Annotated in this window: 22 protein-coding genes and 1 other RNA gene; 13 read left to right on the top strand and 10 right to left on the bottom strand. The window is 50.5% G+C overall.

Annotated elements, in window-relative coordinates; translation table 11 throughout:
- The first annotated feature begins 12 nt into the window (after positions 1 to 12).
- The 5 genes from ACLJRE_RS05745 to ACLJRE_RS05725 all read left to right on the top strand — a co-directional run bounded on the left by ACLJRE_RS05745 (position 13) and on the right by ACLJRE_RS05725 (position 4,954).
- The gene (locus ACLJRE_RS05745) at positions 13 to 906 is read left to right on the top strand and encodes a proline iminopeptidase-family hydrolase (protein ID WP_001000508.1); all 894 of its coding nucleotides are present in this window, start codon (positions 13 to 15) and stop codon (positions 904 to 906) included.
- Positions 907 to 927: 21 nt separating this feature from the next.
- Entirely contained in the window at positions 928 to 2,271 is a 1,344-nt protein-coding gene (locus ACLJRE_RS05740) for an APC family permease (protein WP_000756083.1), read from the top strand.
- Positions 2,272 to 2,672: 401 nt separating this feature from the next.
- Positions 2,673 to 4,085, top strand: coding sequence for a pyruvate kinase PykF (gene pykF / locus ACLJRE_RS05735; RefSeq protein WP_000751447.1), 1,413 nt, complete (start codon positions 2,673 to 2,675; stop codon positions 4,083 to 4,085).
- 310 nt (positions 4,086 to 4,395) lie between these two features.
- Complete coding sequence (gene lpp, locus ACLJRE_RS05730; protein WP_001082307.1) at positions 4,396 to 4,632, top strand: murein lipoprotein Lpp; 237 nt, start codon at positions 4,396 to 4,398, stop codon at positions 4,630 to 4,632.
- A gap of 82 nt (positions 4,633 to 4,714) precedes the next feature.
- Positions 4,715 to 4,954 (top strand): major outer membrane lipoprotein, encoded by a 240-nt coding sequence (locus ACLJRE_RS05725; protein WP_001531125.1) that lies wholly within the window; start codon positions 4,715 to 4,717, stop codon positions 4,952 to 4,954.
- A gap of 66 nt (positions 4,955 to 5,020) precedes the next feature.
- On the opposite strand, the gene ACLJRE_RS05720 is transcribed toward ACLJRE_RS05725, so the two are convergent.
- From ACLJRE_RS05720 to sufA, 7 genes are all read right to left on the bottom strand, one after another.
- On the bottom strand, positions 5,021 to 6,022 hold the full coding sequence (locus ACLJRE_RS05720) for a L,D-transpeptidase family protein (protein WP_000817051.1): 1,002 nt from the start codon (positions 6,020 to 6,022) through the stop codon (positions 5,021 to 5,023).
- Between the two features lie 154 nt (positions 6,023 to 6,176).
- Positions 6,177 to 6,593 carry a cysteine desulfuration protein SufE gene (gene sufE / locus ACLJRE_RS05715; RefSeq protein ID WP_000729470.1) on the bottom strand — a complete coding sequence of 139 codons (417 nt, stop codon included), beginning with the start codon at positions 6,591 to 6,593 and terminating at the stop codon, positions 6,177 to 6,179.
- Between the two features lie 12 nt (positions 6,594 to 6,605).
- Positions 6,606 to 7,826 (bottom strand): cysteine desulfurase SufS, encoded by a 1,221-nt coding sequence (gene sufS, locus ACLJRE_RS05710; protein WP_000143859.1) that lies wholly within the window; start codon positions 7,824 to 7,826, stop codon positions 6,606 to 6,608.
- Positions 7,823 to 9,094, bottom strand: coding sequence for a Fe-S cluster assembly protein SufD (gene sufD / locus ACLJRE_RS05705; RefSeq protein WP_000907939.1), 1,272 nt, complete (start codon positions 9,092 to 9,094; stop codon positions 7,823 to 7,825). Before sufD ends, sufS begins: the two co-directional genes overlap by 4 nt.
- Entirely contained in the window at positions 9,069 to 9,815 is a 747-nt protein-coding gene (gene sufC, locus ACLJRE_RS05700; protein ID WP_000948904.1) for a Fe-S cluster assembly ATPase SufC, read from the bottom strand. Before sufC ends, sufD begins: the two co-directional genes overlap by 26 nt.
- 16 nt (positions 9,816 to 9,831) lie before the next feature.
- On the bottom strand, positions 9,832 to 11,319 hold the full coding sequence (gene sufB / locus ACLJRE_RS05695) for a Fe-S cluster assembly protein SufB (protein ID WP_023212234.1): 1,488 nt from the start codon (positions 11,317 to 11,319) through the stop codon (positions 9,832 to 9,834).
- Positions 11,320 to 11,327: 8 nt separating this feature from the next.
- Complete coding sequence (gene sufA / locus ACLJRE_RS05690) at positions 11,328 to 11,696, bottom strand: Fe-S cluster assembly scaffold SufA (protein WP_000418969.1); 369 nt, start codon at positions 11,694 to 11,696, stop codon at positions 11,328 to 11,330.
- A 426-nt stretch (positions 11,697 to 12,122) separates the two neighbouring features.
- Here sufA and ACLJRE_RS05685 point away from each other — a divergent pair, with 426 nt between their 5' ends.
- Entirely contained in the window at positions 12,123 to 13,469 is a 1,347-nt protein-coding gene (locus ACLJRE_RS05685; protein ID WP_000261858.1) for an L-cystine transporter, read from the top strand.
- Positions 13,470 to 13,756: 287 nt separating this feature from the next.
- On the opposite strand, the gene ACLJRE_RS05680 is transcribed toward ACLJRE_RS05685, so the two are convergent.
- The 3 genes from ACLJRE_RS05680 to ACLJRE_RS05670 form a co-directional block, all read right to left on the bottom strand.
- Positions 13,757 to 13,945 carry a YdiH family protein gene (locus ACLJRE_RS05680; RefSeq protein WP_001537749.1) on the bottom strand — a complete coding sequence of 63 codons (189 nt, stop codon included), beginning with the start codon at positions 13,943 to 13,945 and terminating at the stop codon, positions 13,757 to 13,759.
- Positions 13,946 to 14,043: 98 nt separating this feature from the next.
- A complete protein-coding gene (menI, locus tag ACLJRE_RS05675; RefSeq protein WP_000637930.1) occupies positions 14,044 to 14,454 on the bottom strand; it encodes a 1,4-dihydroxy-2-naphthoyl-CoA hydrolase in 411 nt (136 codons plus the stop codon).
- Entirely contained in the window at positions 14,451 to 17,507 is a 3,057-nt protein-coding gene (locus tag ACLJRE_RS05670) for an FAD-binding and (Fe-S)-binding domain-containing protein (protein WP_023212235.1), read from the bottom strand. The genes menI and ACLJRE_RS05670 overlap by 4 nt, the downstream gene beginning before the upstream one ends.
- A gap of 264 nt (positions 17,508 to 17,771) precedes the next feature.
- Here ACLJRE_RS05670 and ydiK point away from each other — a divergent pair, with 264 nt between their 5' ends.
- The 7 genes from ydiK (at position 17,772) to aroD (ending at position 24,393) form a co-directional block, all read left to right on the top strand.
- On the top strand, positions 17,772 to 18,890 hold the full coding sequence (ydiK, locus tag ACLJRE_RS05665; protein ID WP_000248615.1) for an AI-2E family transporter YdiK: 1,119 nt from the start codon (positions 17,772 to 17,774) through the stop codon (positions 18,888 to 18,890).
- 182 nt (positions 18,891 to 19,072) lie between these two features.
- Positions 19,073 to 19,180: antisense sRNA RprA (rprA, locus tag ACLJRE_RS05660), an RNA gene on the top strand.
- Between the two features lie 167 nt (positions 19,181 to 19,347).
- On the top strand, positions 19,348 to 19,707 hold the full coding sequence (locus ACLJRE_RS05655; RefSeq protein ID WP_000980457.1) for a YdiL family protein: 360 nt from the start codon (positions 19,348 to 19,350) through the stop codon (positions 19,705 to 19,707).
- Between the two features lie 139 nt (positions 19,708 to 19,846).
- Complete coding sequence (locus tag ACLJRE_RS05650) at positions 19,847 to 21,058, top strand: MFS transporter (protein WP_000797662.1); 1,212 nt, start codon at positions 19,847 to 19,849, stop codon at positions 21,056 to 21,058.
- A 363-nt stretch (positions 21,059 to 21,421) separates the two neighbouring features.
- Entirely contained in the window at positions 21,422 to 22,657 is a 1,236-nt protein-coding gene (locus ACLJRE_RS05645; RefSeq protein ID WP_000081211.1) for an MFS transporter, read from the top strand.
- Between the two features lie 66 nt (positions 22,658 to 22,723).
- Entirely contained in the window at positions 22,724 to 23,590 is an 867-nt protein-coding gene (gene ydiB / locus ACLJRE_RS05640) for a quinate/shikimate dehydrogenase (protein WP_000383488.1), read from the top strand.
- Between the two features lie 44 nt (positions 23,591 to 23,634).
- A complete protein-coding gene (gene aroD / locus ACLJRE_RS05635; RefSeq protein ID WP_023212237.1) occupies positions 23,635 to 24,393 on the top strand; it encodes a type I 3-dehydroquinate dehydratase in 759 nt (252 codons plus the stop codon).
- Positions 24,394 to 24,501 lie beyond the last annotated feature (108 nt).

The following is a 24,501-nucleotide window of genomic DNA, read 5'->3' as shown; positions in this document are numbered from 1 at the left end:
GTCATTAAGAATATGAATGATACTTATCTCTATGGCGAAATGTTTTCTGAAAACATATTGACAAGCTATCGGATTTATGGAGACAGAAAATCATTACTCACGCCGCTCATTATCCTTCATGGCGGCCCTTCTGGCGGCTTTGATTATTTATTAAATTATCGCCGTCTGGCTGATGACGGGCGCATGGTAATATTTTACGATCAATATGGCTGCGGTCGTTCAACGCATTTTCCTCATGCCGACGCGTCTTTCTGGACTATTGCGCGTTATCTCCGTCAATTAACCCAATTAATTCATCACCTGGGTATTGGGCACGGGTATTCGATACTGGGACATTCCTGGGGCGGAATGCTTGCCGCAGAGCACGCCTGCTTACAGCCTGCCGGGCTTCGCGGGACGATACTGGCCAGTTCGCCGGCCAGTATCGCCTTGTGGCAACAGGAAGCCATACGGCTCTTTAACGCTCTGACGCCAATGTCCGATGACGATATCAAAAACGTCATTATGCCCGCCGTCATTTATCAAAACCCACCGGAACAGCTGGTCGCTTACTATGCCAGGCACGTTTATACCCTCGCGGAAGAAGCCGTTCATGTTCAGCGATCTAATGCGCAGTTCGCCGCCGACCCTACGGGTTATCACATTTTATGGGGAACCAATGAACTGGCGGCAAATGGCAAACTTGCCGACTGGGATATTACGCCCCATTTATGCCAGATACGCTGTCCTGTTCTGGTATTACGCGGCGAAAACGATCAGGCAACCGAGCGCGTCGTCTCTCCGCTGCTCTCTCACATTTCAGACTGCCGCGCGGTCACTATTCCCGGCAGCAGCCATAACCCACATGAAGAAAATATCGCGCCCTGCCTCGCAGCGGTAAGCGCGTTTTTACGCGATCTGGCATAAAAAGCCATTAAGGTATTTATCATGAAAAAAGTCAAAAAATTGTCTCTTACCGATTTAGTGCTTTATGGTCTGGTGTTTATGGTGCCTATCGCGCCAGTCTCTCTTTATGGCGTCGTTTATAATCTTTCGCACGGTATGGTTGCGCTGGTTTATATTATTGGCGCGATCGCGATGTTTTTTACCGCGTACAGCTACTCTACCTTATCGCAACATATCTCCTCGTCGGGTTCGGCCTATGCGTATGCTGGCGTATGCATTAATCCCGCCGTAGGGTTTCTGACCGGATGGATATTACTGTTGGATTATCTTTTGTTCCCTACGCTCGTGGCAGTGCTGGGCGGCGTCGCGGTCCACGCTATTTTACCGCAAATCCCGGTCTGGGTCTGGCCGTTGATTTATGTGGCTATTGGCACCGGAGTCAACTATCTCGGGATACAGCAAACGGCGAAATTTGATAAGTTACTGGTCTTCATTCAACTCGGTATTCTGGCGATTTTCGTTCTGCTCATTGTCCGTCTGTTGATGCTGGACAGTAGTCAGATAACGCTTTCCTTCCGGCCTTTTTTCGATTCACAGTGGTTCACCCCAGGGCTCATCGCGACGGCGATTTCGGTGGCTGCGCTGAACTTTCTCGGCTTTGACGCTATCAGTACATTAAGTGAAGAAAGCGAAGGCGGGGGACGCGCCGTCAGTAAAGCAACGCTGTTGGCGTTAGTTTTGGCGACGGTACTGTTTATTATCGTTGTGGCGTTTGCGGCGTTCGCCACCGGTAATGTCGACCGCTTCGCGGAAGGTAATGCGACGAATGAAGCATTTTTCACCATTGCCGGCAACGTTGGCGGTATCTGGCTCAAAGTGGCGTTTTCCATCATTGTGGCGTTTGTGTGCGCCGTCGGCAACATTATTACCGCGCAAACGGCGGTGTCCAGAGTGCTATTTTCAATGGGGCGCGACCGAATGTTGCCCGCCTTCCTCGCTCACGTCCATACCACGCGTAAAACGCCGGATTATGCCATTCTGTTTACCGGCGGCGTCACCCTGCTGCTCAGCTACCTGTTTTCCGGCAAGATTGAATCTATCTCCACGCTGGTGAACTTTGGCGCGCTTTTCGCTTTTTTTGTCGTGAACCTGTGTGTGTTTATTCTGTTCAATTTCCGGATGAAAGCCCAGCGGCGCATTTTCGCCCATGTCATTTCGCCGATCATGGGGATGATCGTCATCGGCTACGTCTGTTTAAACATGAACATTCACGCTCTGATACTCGGAATTAGCTGGGCGGCGATCGGGATAGCGATTCTGTGCTATCGAAAAGCACACAACCAAAACATCGCCATCGACCTGGAAGGCAAAAAGTTGCTCGATTGACATTATGCGCAACAACACCCATTGTTGCGCAACGCCGCCCCTGTTCGGGCGGCGTCATCGCCAGCGACATCGTAAACAGCGTAATAACAAACCGTTGTGGATCTGCACAGATGTCTTTTGAAACAGGGTTTTCATTTTCCTTTTTTGTAAATTTCAGCGTATAATGCGCGCCAATTGTCTCTTGAATGGTTTCAGCGCATTGGACTGTAAAACTCAACGACTAAAATTATCCCCTTCCCGTTGGGCTGAAACGCGAGCACACATTCCTCTGCACGCTCTTTCGATGTCACCTATCCTTAGAGCGAGGCATCATCACTTTAGCAACACAGGCTTAGCTTCCGGGCCGTGCGCGCCCGAAGCCAGATTTCCATATCCTCCTCAACTTAAAGACTAAGACTGTCATGAAAAAGACGAAAATTGTTTGTACTATCGGTCCGAAAACCGAATCCGAAGAGATGTTAAGCAAAATGCTGGACGCGGGCATGAACGTGATGCGTCTGAACTTCTCTCATGGCGATTATGCAGAACACGGTCAGCGTATCCAGAACTTGCGCAACGTGATGAGCAAAACTGGTAAAAAAGCCGCTATTCTGCTTGATACTAAAGGACCAGAAATCCGCACCATTAAACTGGAAGGCGGTAACGACGTTTCGCTGAAAGCGGGTCAAACCTTCACTTTTACCACCGACAAATCCGTGGTCGGTAATAATGAAATCGTTGCCGTCACCTATGAAGGCTTCACCAGCGACCTGAGCGTTGGCAACACCGTCCTGGTTGACGATGGTCTGATCGGTATGGAAGTGACCGCCATCGAAGGCAATAAAGTAATTTGTAAGGTGCTGAACAACGGCGATCTGGGCGAGAACAAAGGCGTTAACCTGCCGGGCGTTTCTATTGCTCTGCCGGCGCTGGCTGAAAAAGACAAACAGGACCTGATCTTCGGTTGCGAACAGGGCGTTGACTTTGTTGCGGCGTCCTTTATCCGTAAACGTTCTGACGTTGTCGAAATTCGCGAGCATCTGAAAGCCCACGGCGGCGAAAACATCCAGATTATCTCTAAGATCGAAAACCAGGAAGGCCTGAACAACTTCGATGAAATTCTCGAAGCTTCCGACGGCATCATGGTTGCGCGTGGCGACCTGGGCGTAGAAATCCCGGTTGAAGAAGTGATTTTTGCGCAGAAAATGATGATCGAAAAATGTATCCGCGCACGTAAAGTCGTGATCACCGCGACTCAGATGCTGGATTCTATGATCAAAAACCCGCGTCCGACCCGTGCAGAAGCAGGCGACGTTGCGAACGCCATCCTCGACGGTACGGATGCGGTTATGCTGTCCGGCGAATCCGCAAAAGGGAAATACCCGCTGGAAGCCGTTTCTATCATGGCGACCATCTGCGAACGTACCGACCGTGTCATGAATAGCCGTCTGGACTACAACAACGACAGCCGTAAACTGCGCATTACGGAAGCGGTATGCCGCGGTGCGGTAGAAACCGCCGAAAAACTGGAAGCGCCGCTGATCGTGGTAGCGACCCAGGGCGGTAAATCCGCTCGCGCCGTGCGTAAATACTTCCCGGACGCCACCATCCTGGCATTGACCACCAATGAAGTGACCGCCCGTCAGTTAGTACTGAGCAAAGGCGTGGTATCGCAGCTGGTGAAAGAAATCAATTCTACTGATGATTTCTACCGTCTGGGCAAAGATGTCGCCCTGCAAAGCGGCCTCGCCCAGAAAGGTGACGTCGTAGTGATGGTCTCCGGCGCGCTGGTTCCAAGCGGCACCACTAACACCGCCTCTGTTCACGTACTGTAATAATTGTTGTGTGAATTAATTTGTTTAAAAAAGCGCCCTTCCGGCGCTTTTTTTATTTAATCGATAGCCACTATTAATAAAAAAATCAAATCGGATTTTACTATCTAATTGCGGATTATCTAAGAAGAATCCGATGGAAGCCCCCTGTTTTCTTTCGGTTTTTTAGGGACTTTCATGCATTTCGATGCTTCTTTGAGCGAACGATCAAAAATAAGTGCATTCCCATCAAAAAAATATTCTCAACATAAAAAAGTTTGTGTAATACTTGTAACGCTACATGGAGATTAACTCAATCTAGAGGGTATTAATAATGAATCGTACTAAACTGGTACTGGGCGCGGTAATCCTGGGTTCTACTCTGCTGGCTGGTTGCTCCAGCAACGCTAAAATCGATCAGTTGTCTTCTGACGTTCAGACTCTGAACGCTAAAGTTGACCAGCTGAGCAACGACGTGAACGCAATGCGTTCCGACGTTCAGGCTGCTAAAGACGACGCAGCTCGCGCTAACCAGCGTCTGGACAACCAGGCTACTAAATACCGTAAGTAATAGTACCTGCGTAATAAAAATGGCGCACGATGTGCGCCATTTTTTTTACATATATAACCACACAAAATATAATGTTATTATTATGAACCGTACTAACAGGCTGATCTTAGGTGCAGTAGTTCTGGGTTCCACGTTACTGGCAGGTTGTTCAAGCAACGCTAAAATCGATCAGTTGTCTTCCGATGTACAGACGCTGAGCGCTAAAGTTGAGCAACTGAGTAATGACGTAAATGCAATGCGTTCCGACGTTCAGGCTGCTAAAGACGATGCTGCTCGCGCGAACCAGCGTCTGGACAACAAAGTATCCCACATCTGTAAATAATTTGACGCACAATATAAAATGGCGCACATCGTGCGCCATTTTTTTGTCCGTCGTTTGCTGCGAAGGCTACTGCGTCGCGCGCGTTTGCCCCTCTTCCCCGACAAAACCGTTCTGAGCGGATTCGACTGCGGTCGTATTTACCGCTGGCGTCTGCCCGGCGCTCACACTGACAGGATACCCGGCTCGCCGGTATAGCGCCTTATCGACCAGGCGACTATCCACCCCTTGCGCGTTTCTGAACGCGGTAAATTCCGCAGGCAACACGTAGGGCATCGTCTGCACGTTTTGCTCTTCTTCCGGCGATAGCGGCCTGTGTACCTCTACATAACGAATGCCATTCGGCTCGACAGAGAATTTCACCGGCTGGTTAATCACTTTTACCGGCGTCCCCGTTCTGACCTGCGCAAATAACGCTTTGATGTCCGGCGCGTTCATGCGAATGCAACCGGAACTCACGCGCAGACCCACGCTATCCGGCGCGCTGGTACCATGAATGAGATATTCCCCATTACCGTGCGCCAGACGCAGCGCATAGCGTCCCAGCGGGTTATTTGGCCCGGCAGGGATCACCGGCGGCAGCGTGATCCCCCGCTCAAGCGAACGTTGGCGTATGCCCGCCGTCGGCGTCCACGTCGGGTTGGGGATCTTTTGCCCTATCCGGGTGTCCATGACGGGAGTTTCCAGTCCCTGCAAACCGATGCCGATGGGGTACACCTGAACGCGGTTTTCTCCCGGCGGGTAATAATACAGCCGTAGCTCCGCGAGGTTGACGATAACGCCTTCCCTGGGCGCATCCGGCAATAGCATCTGCGAGGGAATGGTAATTAGCGTACCGGGCTTAGGCACCGGCGCAATCGTATTGTTCGCTTCAAGAATGAGCATCGCCGCCGTATCAAAACGCCGGGCGATAGCCTGCAGGTTTTTATCACCTTCCTGTACGGTATAGGTTTGATTCTGACCAATAAGACGGCTGCCTTCGGGCGGTAATGGATAATCAACCGCCCAGGCTGCCTGTAACGCGCTATACGCGCCGATAATAGCTAGAGTAATGAAAGACGCACGTTTCATACCAAACCTCCTGTATTCCTGGTGATGTCCTCTGCGACGGCTGATAGCGCTTCGCTTATCAGAACAACAAAATACACGCTCTGTCCCCTCTGGATAAAGCGACGCCGCCGTCCGACAAAGGATTTGACATCAGGTAGAACGCTGTCTGTACAGTTTAGCTAAGAGTGGCGGCCTTAGCGCGAATTGCGCGAATCATTGCTTCCAGCCCCTGAGAACGAGAAGGCGTGAGGTGCTGTGTAAGCGCCATTTTTTCGAACCATGGCCGGACATCAAAATGCACAATATCCTGCGCCGTCATTTGGTGGTACAAAATAAATACCACCGCCATAAGGCCTTTAACGATCGCCGCGTCGCTGTCGCCCTGCAATTCGATAATGCCGTTGGCGTTTCGCCGCATCACTATCCACACCTGGCTCTGACAGCCATGAATCGTATTTTGCGGATTGCGATCCTGCGGATTTAACTCCGCCAGGCGCTGCCCCAACTCAATAATATATAAATATTTCTCTTCCCAATTAGCGCAACGCGTAAAGTTACGCAGCAATTTTTCTTTATCCGGTAGCGCAGCCATAAAACCTCACTGTTATCCCAATAAGCGGTGGATACGCGTTAATCCTGCCACCAGTCGGTCCACTTCTTCATGGGTGTTATACATCGCCAGCGAAGCCCGGCACATTGCCGGCACGCCATACCAGGCCATGAGCGGCATCGCGCAGTGATGCCCCGTTCGTACCGCGATACCGTAATTATCAAGAAAGCTGCCGACGTCATAAGCATGGTGTTTACCCAGATTAAACGCGATGACGCCCAACCGCTGCGCCGGACCATACAGCGTGATATCAGGCACCTGCGCCAGTTGCTCCAGCGCATAGCGCATCAGCATCTGCTCATAATCGCCAATCTTATCCAGTCCCAGCGACGTCACATAGTCAATTGCCGCGCCCAGACCGATGATGCCGCCAGTATTCGGCGTTCCCGCCTCAAAACGCCAGGGCGCTTTCGCCCATGTCGTTCCCTGCGTCAGGCTGACGGTCGAAATCATCGACCCGCCCCCTTCCCACGGCGGCATTTCTTGCAGCAATGCCTCTTTAACATACAGAATGCCGATGCCGGTCGGCCCGTAAAGTTTATGGCCGGAGAAAACGTAAAAATCGCAGTCCAGCGCCTGGACGTCAACAGCATGGTGCATCACGGCCTGGGCGCCATCCACCAGCACTTTCGCCCCATGCTGGCGCGCCAGCGCAATCATGTCCGGCAGTGGGTTTTCCGTCCCCAGCACATTGGAAACGTGGGTAATGGCCAGCAGTCGGGTCCGGTCATCGAACAGCGCAGCTAAGGTCTCCAGCCGCAGCGTACCGTCAGGATGCAATGGGATCACGCGCAGTTCGGCGCCTTTGCGCTCGCACAGCATCTGCCAGGGAACGATGTTGGCGTGATGCTCCATCTCGCTGATAATAATGTTATCCCCGGCGCGAATATTTTCCGTTCCCCAACTGTTGGCGACAAGGTTAATGCCCTCCGTCGTACCGCGCACGAACACCAGTTCTTCTGCGGAGCGGGCGTTAATAAACCGCGACGCCTGCTTACGCACATTCTCCATGCTTTCGGTCGCCTGTGCGCTTAACGTATGGATACCTCGATGTACCGCAGCATAGCCGTGACGGTAGAAGGCAGATTCAGCGTCAATCACCTGATTGGGTTTTTGAGCGCTGGCTGCACTGTCCAGGTAAGCCAGCGGCAGGCCGTTAACTTCACGCTGCAGTATGGGAAAATCCGCCCGTACTTTTTCTACAGGAAATGTCATACCAGGCCTCCGGGCAGTCGCTGGCCGATTCGCGCCAGCACCTGCTGTTTAAGGGCGCTATCATGGATAGCTTCCGTTAACTCTGCGGCAAACGCGTAAAGAATCATGTGCCGCGCCTCCTGCTGCCTGATGCCGCGTGATTGCAGATAAAACATCTGCTCATCGTCAATACGCCCGATCGTCGCGCCGTGGCTGCACTTCACGTCATCGGCATAGATCTCTAATTGCGGTTTGGTATCGACTTCAGCCAGTTTCCCCAACAACAGGTTATTATTGGTCATCTGGCCGTCGGTTTTAATGGCGTGTTGCGCCACGTTGATCAGGCCATTAAAGACCGCGCGTCCTTTGTCGCTGACGATGGTCTTGTGCAACTGGCGGCTGTTACAGTAACCTTTGTTATGTTCCAGCCATGTCCGCGTATCGCAGACTTCATTTTTCACCGGCATCGCCAGACTATTCAGTCGAAGCGTCGCGTTTTCACCATTCAGTTGTGAGCTGCTGTGGTGACGTAGTACTGCGGCGCCCAGCAGAAAACTGTGGCTAAACGCCGAGGCGTCTGTCGCCAGCAGAAGATCGTTATGCGCAAAGTGATAGCTGGACGCATTTTCAAACGCCAGTTTGATATGGCACAGTTGCGCATTGTCTGCAACGTTCATCGTCAGACGCGCGCCGGTAAAATGTTTTGCCGCTGTAAGGCTGACATAATGCTCAATAACCGTCGCTTCCGCGCCTTCCGCCAGCGCCAGATGGTGGCGATAATGCGCGGTATTCAGCTCGTCGCCATCCACACCCTGCGTGATATGCATTAACAGTAACGGCCTGGTCGGACGCTGATTTCGCCGTACCTGTATATACGTGACACATTGCGCCAGGCTTTCCGTCAGATGCAGAAAAACCTCGGGATGTACCGGCGCGGCAAGCGTCTGGCGTTCATCCCTGACGCTAACGTCAAATCCGCTGTTTTGCGTGCTATCACTAAGCTCTGGCATAAACCGACCGTCGACAAACACCAGCCGCACGGCATCGATTTGCAGCGCCAGCGCATCACGCTGTGCGGCGCTGATAGTCGCACACTGCTGGATAAACTGGCTATGGGTTAAGCCCTCCAGCGGCGTGTATTTCCAGTCTTCATGTTTACGCGTCGGCAATCCCAGACGTAACATCTGTTGTAAATGTTGTCTTGCCTGCTCAGTTCGACTTACTCCTTTTTCTTCAAAGAGATGCTGCCATTGCTGTAGCGCTTTACTGCTGTTCGGTAAGCCAGCCATAACCCTGCTCCTCCAGTTGTTTGACCAGAGTAAAATCGCCGGATCGGACAATTCGCCCCTGGTAGAGGACATGGACGTAATCAGGCTTGATGTAGTCCAGTATGCGCTGATAGTGGGTCACGATAATAAAAGCGCGTTTATCGTCGCGTAACGCGTTGACGCCTTCCGCCACAATTTTCAACGCATCGATATCCAGTCCGGAGTCCGACTCATCAAGGATGCACAGTTCCGGCTCCAGCACCGCCATTTGCAAAATATCATTGCGCTTTTTCTCCCCGCCGGAAAAACCGACGTTTACCGAACGGGTCAGCAAATCTTCCGGCATTTTCAGCAATGCGATCTTTTCTTCCATCAGATCCTGAAAATCAAAGCGATCCAACGACGTCTGCCCGCGGTAGGCGCGCACGGCATTCAGCGCGGTTTGCAGGAAAAACTGGTTACTGACGCCGGGGATTTCTACCGGGTACTGGAAGGCCATAAAAATCCCTTCACCCGCCCGTTCCTCCGGCGACAGTTCAAGCAGATCTTTACCTTTGAACGTAACCGAGCCGCCAGTGACCTCGTAATCTTCACGTCCCGCCAGGGTGGCGGAGAGCGTGCTTTTCCCGGAACCGTTCGGCCCCATAATGGCGTGAACTTCGCCAGGGCGAATCTCCAGATTCAGGCCACGCAAAATCGCTTTTTCTTCCACACTGACCTGTAAATCTTTAATGCTTAACATGGGTTTTCCTTCATCATTAACCGACGCTGTGCTCAAGGCTAATCGCCAGCAGTTTTTGCGCTTCAACGGCAAACTCCAGCGGCAGTTCCGAGAAAACGTCTTTACAGAAACCGTTGACGATCATCGAAATAGCGTCTTCTTCGCTGATGCCGCGTTGCAGACAATAGAAAAGCTGATCTTCACCGATGCGTGATGTTGTCGCCTCGTGCTCCAGCTGCGCGCTGTTATTGCGGCATTCAACATACGGGAACGTATGCGCGCCGCAGTCCGCGCCAATCAACATGGAGTCGCATTGGGTGAAATTTCGGGCGTTGGTCGCCGTCGGCATAATTTTTACCAACCCACGGTAGCTGTTCTGGCTGTGGCCGGCGGAAATGCCTTTTGAGATAATGGTTGAGCGCGTGTTTTTACCGATATGGATCATTTTGGTACCGGTGTCAGCCTGCTGATGTCCACTGGTCAGCGCAACGGAATAGAACTCGCCGATAGAATTATCACCGCGCAGGATACAGCTCGGGTATTTCCAGGTAATCGCCGAACCGGTTTCCGACTGGGTCCACGACATCTTGCTGTTTTCCCCTTCGCACAACGCCCGCTTGGTCACAAAGTTCAAAATGCCGCCCGTGTTGTTGTCGCCCGGGAACCAGTTTTGTACGGTGGAATATTTTACTTCAGCATCTTTATGGATGATGACTTCCACTACCGCGGCGTGGAGCTGATAACTGTCGCGTACGGGCGCGGAGCAGCCTTCGATATAACTCACATAGCTGCCTTCATCCGCCACCAGAATCGTGCGCTCAAACTGACCGGTTTTCTCGGCGTTAATGCGAAAATAGGTGGATAACTCCATTGGGCAACGCACGCCTTTGGGAACATAGATAAATGTCCCATCGGAAGCGACTGCCGCATTCAGCGCGGCAAAAAAGTTATCGTTCCCCGGCACGACGGTGCCAAGATATTTCCTGACCAGGTCAGGGTGATCGTGTATCGCTTCGCCAAAAGAACAGAAAATAATGCCCTGTTCCGCCAGTTTTTCACGGTATGTGGTCGCTACGGAGACCGAGTCAAAAATCGCATCGACGGCGACCTCTTTCCCTTCGCGAACCGGAACGCCAAGCTGCTCGAAGGCGTCTTCAACCTCTTTACTCAAAAAGGTATTCGCGCCCGTTTGCTGTACGGCTCCCGGCTGGGAAACGCAGCTATCGTCGCAGTTTCCGCATGATGGCGCAGAGTAATAACTGTAGTCCTGATAGTTCAGTTTATCGTAGTGCGCCTTCAGCCAGTGCGGTTCATCCATGTCCAGCCAGGCTCTATAGGCATTGAGACGAAATTCCAGCATCCACTCAGGTTCGTTACGCTTTGCGGAAATCGCGCGCACCACCTCTTCGCTGATGCCTTTTGCCAGTTCATCAGTGAGTAGTTGCGTGAAAAATCCTTCTTTGTAATTAAGGCGTCCGCCTGTCCAGATGCCGACCTCTTCCGTTGCTTCAGTATTACGAGACATAGTACCGCCTATACCCCAAAACTTTCGCCGCAGCCGCATTCATTCTGGGCTTTGGGGTTATGAAATTTAAATAACTGGTTCAGCCCTTCCTGTACGTAATCCACTTCTGTTCCGTCAATAAAAGGCATCGCCTGTAACGGTGCGAAAAGCTTTGCGCCTTCGGCTTCAAAAACCAGATCGTCTTTATCCGGCTCCCGAACGGTATCCAGAACATAGCCGAATCCGGCACATCCCGTCTGTTTTACGCTTAACCGCACGCCCAACATGCCCGGCTGCTTTGCTGCCAGTTCACGTATGTGCGCTGCCGCCGCTGGCGTTAGCGTCAGCCCTTGCCAGGGGAAGTCCTCCGGGTTAAACGTGTCTGAATGCAATTCCATAGAGTTACCTCGCGTTCTAAATCACCAGGATATAACAGCATGTTAGTGATAATGATTATCACTTCAACCCCTTAACCGCAGGGGCTTTCCAACAAATGGTCATATTGAGCGCCTTTTATTAAGCATAGACCCTGTCCGCCAGGTCATACGACAGACAAAAAATCACTTAACTTTTTGATAAGTAATGATTTATAAGATATTAACCGTTCTGACAGGTCAAAAACGAAAAGATGTATAGAAAATGACTATTTAATTAATAGGCTGTCGACATTGCTGGGCGGCGAGGTCAGAACCCCATTTTTTGTATGGATACCTGGCGTTGCGCTCTTTATAATCCGCTGCGGTTCTATAACTCAGTTTGAGCTATAGGTTTATGTAAACTCTTTCCGGCATTTCAGGTGCTGAATGAGGCAAGAGGCTTAAAATATGGTTGTTACGCTCGCGTATATCGCACTTTTTTTGGTTTTCTCGTGGGTCATCTTGAGAATTAATCAAAAAAGCGATTCCCTGTCGAAAAGCGTTTTTATCGCTATCTTTTTAGGGGCTGTTATTGGTTTATCCCTGCATTTTATTTCAGCAAATCACACTAAAACCATTATCGAATGGTACAGCATCGTCGGCAATGGTTACGTCCACCTGTTAAAACTGGTCGCTATACCGCTAATTTTTATTTCTATTCTTTCCGCCATCAATAAACTGGAAAATAGCGCTGGCATCGGAAAAATGTCGCTGACGATCGTCGGATGCATGTTATGCCTGGTGATGATTGCCGGTTTTATCGGATTACTGACCGCTCATGTGCTGGGGCTTGACGCCAGCGCTTTTGTGCACATGCCGTCAATGTTAACTACAGAAGAAGTCAATAAGACTGCCGCGGTGTCGATTCCCCAGTTAGTGACATCGCTGATCCCGACTAATATTTTTCTTGATCTTACGGGGGCCAGAAGTGTTTCCGTTATCGGCATCGTTATCTTCACGCTAATAGCGGGGATCGCCCTGTTAAAGGTCAAAAAAGAGGCGCCGGAAGAAGGTCAGAAATTAAGCGCAGGCATTAACGCTATCCAGATCTGGGTCATGAAGATGGTACGTATCGTTATTGCATTAACGCCCTATGGCGTCATGGCATTAATGACTACCGTATTTTCATCATACCGCCTTGAACAATTCGCCAGCTTACTTGGTTTTATCGGCGCCTGTTACATCGCGATTTTCATGATGTTTATCGTGCACGCCATTTTGCTGATCCTCAGCGGTAATAATCCAGCGCGTTATTTCAGAATGGTGTGGCCCGTCTTAACCTTTGCGTTTGTTTCCCGCAGCAGCGCAGCCTCTATCCCGCTGGCCATTTCCGCCCAGGAAAAATTTGGCGTACAAAGCACCATTGCCAATATTTCCGCCTCGTTTGGCTCCAGTATGGGGCAAAATGGCTGCGCCGGGATTTATCCGGCTATTATGGTAGCGATGATTGCGCCCACCATCGGCATTGATCCGCTCTCGCTGCATTTTCTGGCCGCGATGTTGCCTGCCATTGCGCTAGGGTCTATTGGCGTAGCCGGCGTCGGCGGCGGTGGTACGTTCGCGGCGCTGATTGTCCTGTCGACGTTGAATTTTCCCGTTGCGCTGGTCGGTATTTTTATTGCCATCGAACCTATCGTTGATATGGCCCGCACGGCTCTGAACGTTAACGGATCGATGATGTCAGGTGTGCTGGCTAACCGTATTTTGAATAATCATACGGCTGACGACATGCCAGCGGTTATTGACAGACCTTAGTTTTTTACGCGCCCGGAAAAGAAAAACCCTTAAGTCTGTTCAATACAGGCTTAAGGGTTCCGGCCCCATCCGGCGCTTATCTCCGGCACTCTTAATGGCTTAGCTCTTGAAGGGGCATAAGAATAATCTCATAAAGAGCGCGCGCCTTTTTAGCACAAATGGCGATCTGTGTTTTTTTTAAACAAAATCAAGAGGGTTATCTATTATCTGGGGACAGTGTCTGGTGAGATTGCCTGGTAACATAGCCGGATGGCAGCTAACGCCTTATCCGGCCTACACCGACTTTATTAATGCACGCCCAACCGCCAGGCGAAATAGATCTCTTCTTTCAGTTCGGTTGCAGAGAGGGTGAGGAGATCGGCAAACTCTAACTCCAGCTGTTTTAAACGCTTTAAATACTGCGCGGGAGAAAGTTCGGTTTTATCACGGCGTAAAAATTCAATCGCCAGTTGGGTTGGGTCTAAATCAGTAGACATATCATCCTCGCTTATGTGTAAACGTGCACAGTATATCACCTTTTTCTGCGCACATTTTGACCAAAAGCAATATGCTTCACACTTTTATGGTGACAACGTCACACAATCGCCGTAGTAAGACGCGAAGAACAGCACAGACGTCCCTGTTCATCAAAGATCTCTATCTGCCAGACCTGATGGCGAGCCCCGGTATGCAACGCTTTACAGACGCCCCGTACACGCCCCTGACGCGCCGACCGTACATGGTTGGCATTCACCTCCAGCCCTACCACCTTTTGCTCCCCCTGCGTACACAGATAGCCTGCGACCGAGCCGATACTTTCCGCCAGCACCACAGACGCTCCGCCATGCAGCAAGCCGAACGGCTGTTTGGTGCGATGATCGACGGGCATTGTCGCTTCCAGCGTATCGTCCCCAATACGCTCAAAGCGGATATCAAGCAGGCCAACCATATTCCCTTCCCCCATCGCATTAAGCGCATCGAGGGTCACTTCACGTTTCCAGATCAACCTATAATCTCCAGTAATGCCTGCAACGGGTGACGCACGCCCGTACCTTCAATGCGTTTGACCTGGCTTCGGCAGGAATAGCCGGTTGCCAGGCAACGGTTTCGCGGTAGACGTTGCATCGCCTGATGCCAGGATAGCTCATAAATTCCCAGCGAATTTTTATGATTGGTGAGTTCATGTCCATAAGTGCCCGCCATACCGCAGCAGCCTACGCTGACATTTTCCAGCTTCGCGCCAAAATGGGCAAAGATGGCGGCCCACTGCGCAGGCGCGCCGGGTAACGCCGTGACTTCCGTACAATGACCAAAAAAGTACCACGGTTCGCCGCTCACCTCGACGGACAGTCTTGCATTTATTTCCTGCGCCAGCCATTCATTCACCAGCAACACATGAAAATCGCCGCGCTGTTCGCCCAGCGCCAGTTTGTATTCGTCGCGATAACACAGGACCAGCGCCGGATCGACGCCCACCATTGGCATCCCCAACGCGGCGATCCGATTAAGGAACTCAGAGGTTTTTTTCGCCGTTTTCGCAAAGCGATTAAGAAAACCTTTAATATGCTGCGCCTTACCATTCGGCGAGAACGGTAACAATACCGGCCTCCTGCCCAGTTTTTCCGCCAGGCGGATAAAGTCCGCCACGACCCGGGCGTCGTAGTAGCTGGTAAACGGGTCCTGAACCACCAGTACCGTTTTCGCTTTTTGCTCGGCGCTCATGCGCTCCAGTTGCTCAAGCGTCATATTAGCGGACGGATGGCCCACCAGTTGCTGTTGCAATGAAGGGGCAGAAAGCAGAGGTAAATCCACCATACCGATATGTTTTTTCGCCAGATTACGAACCACCGGTTGGTTAATAAAAAAGTTAAAGGTCTTTGGCGCACGCGCCATCAGCGGCGCGTAGGTCTCGACCGTCGCCACCAGATGATCGCGTACCGGACGCAGATAACGCGTATGGTAAAGCTGTAAGAAACGTGAACGAAACTCCGGAACATCGATTTTAATCGGACACTGGGTCGTACAGGCTTTACATGCCAGACAGCCGGACATGGCCTCTTTAACTTCATGGGAAAAGTCATACTCGCCTTTGCGTTTGTGCCAACTATTCCGGGTGCGGGCAATCAGCGTGCGTAAGCTGGCGCGTTTTTCCGGCAGCTCCTTTTCCAGCTTCAACGGATCGATGCCGCGATCGGCCAATAGTCGGAGCCATTCCCGCACCAGCGTCGCCCGCCCTTTCGGCGAGTGGATCCGGTTAAGGCTAATTTTCATCGACGGGCACATTGGGCTTTTCGCATCGAAATTAAAGCACAGGCCGTTACCATTACACTCCATAGCGCCGCGCCAGGTCTGCCGCACCGCCAGCGGGATTTGCCGATCCCAGGTGCCGCGTTTTACCGCATCCACCTTCATCATCGGCGCCTCTATCCCCTGCGGCGGACAGATTTTACCCGGGTTAAGTCGATTATGCGGATCAAAAGCCGCTTTTATTTTGCGCAGCTCGCCATACAGGACTTCGCCGAAAAAGGCCGGGCTGTATTCCGCACGAAAACCTTTTCCATGCTCGCCCCACAACAGCCCGCCGTATCTGGCGGTCAGCGCGACGACCTCATCGGAGATCTGTTTCATCAACAGTTCCTGCTGCGGATCGCACATATCCAGCGCCGGACGCACATGCAGCACCCCGGCATCCACGTGGCCGAACATGCCGTAACTTAAGCCATGACCATCCAGTAGGGCGCGAAATTCGGCGATGTAATCGGCCAGATGTTCAGGCGGCACGCAGGTATCTTCCGCAAAAGGAATCGGTTTGGCAGCGCCTTTCGCGTTACCCAGCAGCCCTACCGCTTTTTTACGCATCGCGTAAATACGCTCAATACCCGTCAAATCGGTACAAAGTTGCCAGCCGATCACGCCCGCTTCCGCTCGCGCCATCAGGCCATCCAGCCGGTGGCACAGCGCCTCGACCTGTCCGTCAATAAGCGCTTCATCGTCACCCGCGAATTCCACGATATTCAGGCCAAGCATCTCTTTATCCGGCACATCGGTAATCAATTCGCTAACGGAGTGCCAGACAATATCTTCCCGCGCGAGGTTAAGGACCTTGGAATCGACCGTCTCGACGGATAAGGCGCGCGCGTCAACCATAAAAGGGGCGTTACGCAGCGCGGAATCAAAGGAGTCGTATTTTACATTAACCAGACAGCGGACTTTGGGTATCGGGGTAATATCCAGCCGGGCTTCAGTAATAAACGCCAGCGTCCCTTCCGACCCCGTTAAGATGCGGGTAAGATCGAAGCGGGTCATGTCATCGTTAAAGACGTGGCGTAAATCGTAGCCTGTCAGGAAGCGATTGAGCTTTGGAAAGCTATCGAGGATAAGTTGACGGTTTTCCAGGCAGGACTGATAGACGGTCTGATAGATGCGGCCTGGCATCGTCGTGTTTTCACCCAGCGTCCGGGCAAGCTCTACGGGCATCGATTGCGTGTCAAGGATATCGCCCCCCAACAATACGGCCCGTATGCCTAAGACGTGATCTGACGTTTTTCCATAGACCAGCGAACCCTGACCAGAGGCATCGGTATTAATCATACCGCCAAGCGTTGCGCGATTACTGGTGGAAAGTTCCGGCGCAAAAAAATAGCCATACGGTTTTAGCGCTTGATTAAGCTGATCTTTTATCACCCCCGCCTCTACCCGCACCCATCCCTCTTCAGGATTAATTTCAATAATGCGGTTCATATAGCGGGACATATCAACAATAATGCCCTGGTTTAGCGCCTGGCCATTCGTGCCAGTACCGCCGCCTCGCGGGGTAAATATCAGCGACGTAAAGCGCGGCTCCGCCGCCAGACGGGCAAGAAGCGCGACATCCGCCGTAGAACGGGGAAACACAACAGCATCGGGAAGAAGCTGGTAGATACTGTTATCGGTCGACATTGTCAGACGGTCGGCATAGCTGGTTGCCGTATCGCCCGTAAACCCTTGCTGCTCCAGCGCCTGCAAAAAATTGAGCACCAGCTGAACGACGCCGGGTGCCTGAGAAATTTGTGGAATCATTATATTGACCTTTTCCTGCGGTCTATGTTGTGAACGGTGGCGCCCAACCCGGCGAGCGCGAGCGGTCTACGCACAGGAAGGGATGCTTAATCGTTTGCGTGTTGCGTTATTTGTTGTATCACATTTTTTTCCTGTGCGCCCAACAGAATTACATGCAGAATCGGCCTGTTAAAAACCGCTGAAATTGCTCATCATTATAGGGTGTGGTTTGCATGTTCACGTCGCGCCAACGTTCTGGCGCAAAGACAAAGGTGAAAAGTATTTATGGTAAATGTTCGTCAGCCCAGGGATATTGCGCAAGTGCTGCTATCGGTGCTGTTTTTAGCCATCATGATTGTGGCCTGCTTGTGGATAGTACAGCCTTTTATTTTGGGGTTTGCATGGGCAGGTACGATTGTTATCGCGACCTGGCCCGTTTTGCTGAAATTACAAAAAATATTGTGGGGCCGCCGCTCGCTTGCCGTATTGGTCATGACGCTGCTGTTAGTGCTGCTCTTCGTTATTCCCGTCGCCTTGCTGGTGAACAGCATTGTCGACGGTAGCGGCCCGCTCATCCATGCAGTGACTGGCGGCGATATGACGCTACCCGATCTGGCATGGTTAAATAATATTCCGTTGGTTGGCGCCAAACTGTATGCCGGATGGCATAGCCTGCTGGATATGGGCGGTAGCGCTATTATGGCGAAAGTGCGGCCTTATATCGGCACAACCACGACCTGGTTTGTCGGTCAGGCGGCGCATATCGGACGCTTTATGATGCACTGCGCCCTGATGCTGTTGTTTAGCGCCCTGCTTTACTGGCGCGGCGAACAAGTGGCGATGGGTATACGCCATTTTGCCTGTCGTCTCGCAGCTAAACGCGGCGATGCGGCGGTTCTGCTGGCTGCCCAGGCGATCCGCGCCGTGGCGCTTGGCGTGGTGGTCACCGCGCTGGTACAGGCGGTACTTGGCGGCGTCGGGCTGGCGATTTCCGGCGTGCCTTACGCTACCCTGTTGACGGTAGTGATGATCCTTTCGTGTCTGGTTCAGTTGGGGCCGTTGCCGGTATTGATTCCAGCCATTATCTGGCTTTACTGGACAGGCGACACCACCTGGGGCACCGTGCTGCTGGTTTGGAGCGCCGTCGTCGGCACTCTGGATAACGTGATTCGCCCGGTACTCATCCGCATGGGCGCCGATTTACCGCTGCTTCTGATCCTTTCCGGGGTAATCGGCGGCCTGATTGCATTCGGTATGATTGGTCTGTTTATTGGACCGGTGCTTCTGGCCGTGACCTGGCGTTTGTTCTCCGCATGGGTACATGAAGTTCCGGCGCCGACGAATGAACCAGAGGAGATCCTTGAAGAGCTGGATGACATCGAGGAAGCCAACAAGCAGTCATAATCCCGTCGGGCGGCATTGCCGCCCGATGCTTTAGCGACGTTTATCAATTCAACGCACACCCCATTTTGATTCGCCCGTCTGTTCCCCGCCGCATCTCATTTCTGTCGCAAATCCGTTACAGTTTTTAAACTATTGAGACGAATCTGATCGACGCAAAAAGTGCTCATGCCTACTATTAGCACACGGTTATAAATCAACACATTGATTTATAAGCATGGAAATCCCCTGAGTGAAACAACGAATTGCTGTGTGTAGTCTTTGCCCGTCTCCTACGATGGGCTTTTTTTTTAACTTTTTTCGCCGCATTGTTACATAAGCCAGCTCCCGTTTTCCTTCAACACCGCGATATCTGCAACGAATAAATAATATTGCACAAAATAGTGTGATTCTGTTCAAGTCGAAACGGTGTCGGTGGTGCTATTTATAGCATCACTTTTTTCATATAAAAGCCTAAAAAATGATGAACGCGTTAGAACTACAAGCACTACGGCGTATTTTTGATATGACGATTGAAGAATGCACAATCTATATCACCCAGGATAATAATTCGACAACCTGGCAACGATGGGAAGCTGGCGACACTCCCATCTCTCCAGAAATCATTGCCAGGCTAAAGGAAATGAAAGCCAAGAGACAGCGACGAATTAACGCCATTGTGGACAAAATCAATAACCGGATCGGCAATAATACAATGCGTTACTTCCCTGATTTATCTTCTTTTCAGTCCATTTATACAGAGGGTGATTTTATCGAGTGGAAAATTTATCAATCTGTTGCTGCCGAACTTTTCGCACATGATCTGGAGCGGCTGTGTTAGACGTAAACTTTATCGCCGCATCGTATTGATACCGGATAGAAAACCACACAATCACGACATTGACTTGTCACCCTATCCAATATGCTTCCTGCCTGTGTATACCACTGTAATGTCAGGCGGCATCTCTGAGTCAGATAATATGAAAAATCGTTATTTCCCTACCGCTGTAGGGTTATATTTTAATTACTTTGTACATGGCATGGGGGTTATCCTGATGAGCCTGAACATGTCATCGCTTGAACAGCAATGGCATACCAGTGCCGCTGGCGTATCTATTGTGATCTCTTCGCTTGGTATTGGCCGGTTAAGCGTTTTGTTAATCGCCGGTATGCTTTCCGATCGCTTTGGTCGCCGTCCTTTTATCATTCTGGGGATCGCCTGTTACCTGATTTTTTTCATTGGCATTCTTTATGCTCAGACGATTTGTGTCGCTTATGCCTGTGGCTTTTTAGCAGGTATGGCCAACAGTTTTTTGGATGCAGGTACCTATCCCAGTTTGATGGAAGCCTTCCCTCGCTCCCCCAGTACGGCAAATATCCTGATCAAAGCATTTGTCTCTGGCGGACAATTCTTGTTGCCCATTATTATTAGTTTATTAGTCTGGGCTAATATGTGGTTTGGCTGGTCCTTCCTGCTTGCCGGGGCGATCATGCTTATTAATGCTCTGTTTTTATTACGCTGCCCTTTTCCACCCTATCCTGGTCGGATATTGAAGCCTAAAATCTCGCAAGCGCCTGTCGCAGGCGCACATCATTGCTCCCTCATCGATCTTATCAGCTACACCCTTTATGGCTATATCTCGATGGCAACCTTTTATCTTATCAGCCAGTGGCTGGCGCAGTATGGACAGTTCGTCGCAGGCATGTCGTATACCCAATCCATCAAACTGTTAAGTATTTATACCTGCGGATCGCTACTGTGCGTTTTTATTACCGCTCCGTTGGTCAGAAAAACAATTCGTTCTACCACATTATTGATGTTTTATACCTTTATCTCTTTTATTGCGCTTCTGACGGTCTGCCTGCATCCTCAGGTCTATGTTGTTATGATCTTCGCATTCGTCATTGGATTCTCTTCCGCCGGTGGCGTAGTACAAATCGGCCTGACGCTGATGGCGGCCCGTTTTCCACGGGAGAAAGGTAAAGCGACCGGCATCTATTACAGCGCCGGCAGTATCGCGACGTTCACTATTCCGTTGATCACGGCGCGGATTTCAGAAATGAGCATTGCACATATTATGTGGTTTGATACCGGTATCGCCGCAGCGGGATTTCTCCTCGCGCTATTCATCGGTTACCGAAGTCGGGCTGAATCACAACACCACGCTGAAGCAGCGTCGACTGCGCAATAAAAGTTAGCGTGCCAGCTGCAATATTATTGCCTTGCTATGCAAAATAAAACGTTAGCTATTATCACCGGGAAACAAAAAATGTAATTTTCGTGTTAATTATTATTCATTATCTTCACACTTATCAGAAAAATTGCGATGAGCATCACGAGTTATATGTGTTAAACAACAAATTCGCAGCAATTTTTATATTTCATGGCTAACAAATGAAATGCTATCAATGCAATAAACCTGGCATTTTAAACGCCATGTTATGTACATATAACGATAGTACCGACTTATAGTGTTACTGAACAATCGCTGCATGTAGTAAAGCAGTAATAAACAGGACATTGAATCAAACCATCAGCAAGGAGCTGTGAACAAATGTCTCAGAACAAGGCTCGCAACATGCCATATTTGCTGGCTGTTATCTGCATTTATTTTAGTTACTTTCTCCACGGCATGAGTGTTATTACACTAGCCCAGAACATGACTTCCCTTGCACAGAAATTCTCCACGGATAGTGCCGGTATCGCCTATTTAATCTCTGGCATTGGTCTTGGCCGTCTGGTCAGTATTTTATTCTTTGGCGTACTGTCCGATAAATTTGGCCGTCGGGCAATAATACTGCTTGGCGCCGTACTATATATGCTGTTTTTCTTCGGTATTCCCGCCAGTCCTAACCTGATGATCGCTTTCATATTAGCGGTGTGTGTCGGCGTGGCGAACTCCGCGCTGGATACCGGCGGATACCCTGCATTAATGGAGTGTTTTCCCAAAGCATCGGGCTCGGCAGTTATTCTGGTTAAAGCGATGGTCTCTTTTGGGCAAATGATTTATCCCCTTATTGTCAGCGCCTTGTTAGTCAACCATATCTGGTACGGCTACGCGGTGGTAATCCCCGGTATCCTTTTCGTCCTCATCACGTTGATGCTGTTGAAAAGCCGCTTTCCCAGCCAACTTGTCGATGCCAGTATTGCGAAAGAATTACCCCAGATGAACAGTACTCCCCTCGTCTGGCTGGAAGGCGTAGCTTCCGTTTTATTTGGCGTCGCCGCGTTCTCAACCTTCTATGTGATTGTGGTCTGGATGCCTAAATATGCGATGGCCTTCGCCGGAATGGCGGAATCCGACGCGCTGAAAACCATCTCTTATTACAGTATGGGATCGTTGGTTTGCGTGTTTATTTTTGCCGCATTGCTGAAAAAAATGGTTCGCCCCATCTGGGCCAATGTTTTCAATGCCGGGCTGGCGACACTCACCGCTGCGGCAATTTACCTGTATCCCTCGCCACTGATCTGTAATGCTGGCGCCTTCGTGATTGGTTTTTCCGCTGCTGGAGGTATTTTACAATTAGGCGTATCGGTAATGTCGGAATTTTTCCCTAAGAGTAAAGCTAAAGTCACCAGTATATATATGATGATGGGTGGCGTAGCTAACTTTCTTATCCCACTGATCACCGGTTATCTCTCTACCATTGGCCTACAATATATCATTTTATTAGATTTTGCCTTTGCACTACTGACATTTATCACCGCCATTATTGTATTTATTCGCTATTATCGCGTATTTAAGATCCCGCAAAATGATGTCCGATTTGGCGAGCGTTATTTCCAGTAAAAATGTTAACTATGCGCAACAGGCATGCGCCCTGCTCTGCACTGCCCACTTATTAAGGAGTATAAAATGGATGTTACCGCAAAATATGAGTTAATTGGTCTTATGGCGTATCCTATCCGTCATAGCTTATCGCCCGAAATGCAAAACAAAGCGTTAGAAAAAGCGGGGCTACCCTATACCTATATGGCTTTCGAAGTGGATAACACGACGTTTGCCAGCGCCATTGAAGGACTGAAAGCATTAAAAATGCGCGGTACGGGCGTCTCCATGCCAAACAAACAGCTCGCGTGTGAGTATGTCGATGAATTAACGCCAGCAGCAAAACTGGTTGGCGCTATCAACACCATTGTTAATGATGACGGCTATCTACGCGGCTACAATACGGATGGTACGGGCCATATTCGGGCAATTAAAGAAAGCGGTTTCGATATTCGAGGAAAAACCATGGTGCTGCTCGGCGCGGGAGGCGCGGCTACCGCCATTGGCGCCCAGGCAGCCATTGAAGGCATTAAGGAAATTAAACTGTTTAACCGTAAAGATGACTTTTTCGAAAAAGCGGTTGCCTTTGCGAAGCGGGTGAATGAAAACACCGATTGCGTCGTTACCGTCACCGATCTTGCCGATCAGCACGCTTTTACTGAAGCGCTTGCCAGCGCAGATATTCTGACGAACGGCACCAAAGTTGGCATGAAACCATTGGAGAACGAATCCCTGATCGGCGATGTTTCCCTGCTCCGCCCTGAATTGCTGGTCACCGAATGTGTTTATAATCCGCATATGACAAAGTTATTGCAGCAGGCGCAACAAGCTGGTTGCAAAACAATTGATGGTTACGGCATGTTGTTATGGCAAGGAGCCGAACAGTTTGAACTGTGGACAGGAAAAGCATTTCCATTGGACTATGTGAAGCAGGTGATGGGATTCACAGCCTGACCGGTAAAATTATAATTGCGACGAATGACAATGAAGGGTACCAAATGAAAACCGTAACTGTAAGAGATCTCGTGGTTGGCGAAGGCGCGCCAAAGATCATTGTGTCGCTAATGGGAAAAACCATTACCGATGTGAAATCGGAAGCACTCGCCTATCGTAAAGCGGATTTCGATATTCTGGAGTGGCGTGTTGACCATTTTGCCAACGTGACGACGACGGAAAGCGTACTTGAGGCCGCCGGCGCCATCCGGGAGATTATTACCGATAAACCCTTGCTATTTACCTTCCGCAGCGCGAAAGAAGGCGGCGAACAGGCGCTAACCACCGGACAGTATATCGCTCTGAATCGTGCAGCGGTTGACAGCGGTCTGGTCGATATGATCGATCTCGAGCTTTTTACCGGCGACGATGAGGTGAAAGCCACCGTCAGCTATGCTCATCAACACAATGTTGCGGTGATCATGTCTAACCATGATTTTCATAAAACGCCCGCAGCGGAAGAGATTGTTCAGCGTCTGCGTAAAATGCAGGAACTGGGCGCCGATATTCCGAAGATCGCCGTCATGCCGCAGACTAAAGCCGATGTTCTGACCTTACTTACCGCCACTGTAGAAATGCAGGAGCGCTATGCGGATCGTCCGATTATTACCATGTCGATGTCGAAAACCGGGGTAATATCTCGTCTTGCCGGCGAAGTGTTCGGTTCTGCAGCAACGTTTGGCGCGGTGAAAAAAGCATCTGCGCCGGGACAAATATCGGTAGCCGATCTGCGTACCGTATTAACTGTATTGCACCAGGCGTAATATTTTATCGTGTGGCGGAATATTCTCTTTCTGCCACAATAAAAATAAATAGTTATCTGATATGAATATGTTCCATATTCATTGAAAGCCGCTGTCTTTATTACCTTA

It is taken from the genome of Salmonella sp. SAL04157 (assembly GCF_046551635.1).
Classification (GTDB): domain Bacteria; phylum Pseudomonadota; class Gammaproteobacteria; order Enterobacterales; family Enterobacteriaceae; genus Salmonella; species Salmonella enterica.
Note: the sequence above shows the minus strand (reverse complement) of the source record. Positions and strands in the feature narration are given on the sequence as shown.

What these genes read in the sequence shown, in the direction of transcription:
- ACLJRE_RS05745 (WP_001000508.1), top strand. Translation starts at nt 13, where the DNA reads ATGAATGATACTTATCTCTATGGCGAAATGTTTTCTGAAAACATATTG.
- ACLJRE_RS05740 (WP_000756083.1), top strand. Translation starts at nt 928, where the DNA reads ATGAAAAAAGTCAAAAAATTGTCTCTTACCGATTTAGTGCTTTATGGT.
- pykF (WP_000751447.1), top strand. Translation starts at nt 2,673, where the DNA reads ATGAAAAAGACGAAAATTGTTTGTACTATCGGTCCGAAAACCGAATCC.
- lpp (WP_001082307.1), top strand. Translation starts at nt 4,396, where the DNA reads ATGAATCGTACTAAACTGGTACTGGGCGCGGTAATCCTGGGTTCTACT.
- ACLJRE_RS05725 (WP_001531125.1), top strand. Translation starts at nt 4,715, where the DNA reads ATGAACCGTACTAACAGGCTGATCTTAGGTGCAGTAGTTCTGGGTTCC.
- ACLJRE_RS05720 (WP_000817051.1), bottom strand. Translation starts at nt 6,022, where the DNA reads ATGAAACGTGCGTCTTTCATTACTCTAGCTATTATCGGCGCGTATAGC.
- sufE (WP_000729470.1), bottom strand. Translation starts at nt 6,593, where the DNA reads ATGGCTGCGCTACCGGATAAAGAAAAATTGCTGCGTAACTTTACGCGT.
- sufS (WP_000143859.1), bottom strand. Translation starts at nt 7,826, where the DNA reads ATGACATTTCCTGTAGAAAAAGTACGGGCGGATTTTCCCATACTGCAG.
- sufD (WP_000907939.1), bottom strand. Translation starts at nt 9,094, where the DNA reads ATGGCTGGCTTACCGAACAGCAGTAAAGCGCTACAGCAATGGCAGCAT.
- sufC (WP_000948904.1), bottom strand. Translation starts at nt 9,815, where the DNA reads ATGTTAAGCATTAAAGATTTACAGGTCAGTGTGGAAGAAAAAGCGATT.
- sufB (WP_023212234.1), bottom strand. Translation starts at nt 11,319, where the DNA reads ATGTCTCGTAATACTGAAGCAACGGAAGAGGTCGGCATCTGGACAGGC.
- sufA (WP_000418969.1), bottom strand. Translation starts at nt 11,696, where the DNA reads ATGGAATTGCATTCAGACACGTTTAACCCGGAGGACTTCCCCTGGCAA.
- ACLJRE_RS05685 (WP_000261858.1), top strand. Translation starts at nt 12,123, where the DNA reads ATGGTTGTTACGCTCGCGTATATCGCACTTTTTTTGGTTTTCTCGTGG.
- ACLJRE_RS05680 (WP_001537749.1), bottom strand. Translation starts at nt 13,945, where the DNA reads ATGTCTACTGATTTAGACCCAACCCAACTGGCGATTGAATTTTTACGC.
- ACLJRE_RS05670 (WP_023212235.1), bottom strand. Translation starts at nt 17,507, where the DNA reads ATGATTCCACAAATTTCTCAGGCACCCGGCGTCGTTCAGCTGGTGCTC.
- ydiK (WP_000248615.1), top strand. Translation starts at nt 17,772, where the DNA reads ATGGTAAATGTTCGTCAGCCCAGGGATATTGCGCAAGTGCTGCTATCG.
- ACLJRE_RS05655 (WP_000980457.1), top strand. Translation starts at nt 19,348, where the DNA reads ATGATGAACGCGTTAGAACTACAAGCACTACGGCGTATTTTTGATATG.
- ACLJRE_RS05650 (WP_000797662.1), top strand. Translation starts at nt 19,847, where the DNA reads ATGAAAAATCGTTATTTCCCTACCGCTGTAGGGTTATATTTTAATTAC.
- ACLJRE_RS05645 (WP_000081211.1), top strand. Translation starts at nt 21,422, where the DNA reads ATGTCTCAGAACAAGGCTCGCAACATGCCATATTTGCTGGCTGTTATC.
- ydiB (WP_000383488.1), top strand. Translation starts at nt 22,724, where the DNA reads ATGGATGTTACCGCAAAATATGAGTTAATTGGTCTTATGGCGTATCCT.
- aroD (WP_023212237.1), top strand. Translation starts at nt 23,635, where the DNA reads ATGAAAACCGTAACTGTAAGAGATCTCGTGGTTGGCGAAGGCGCGCCA.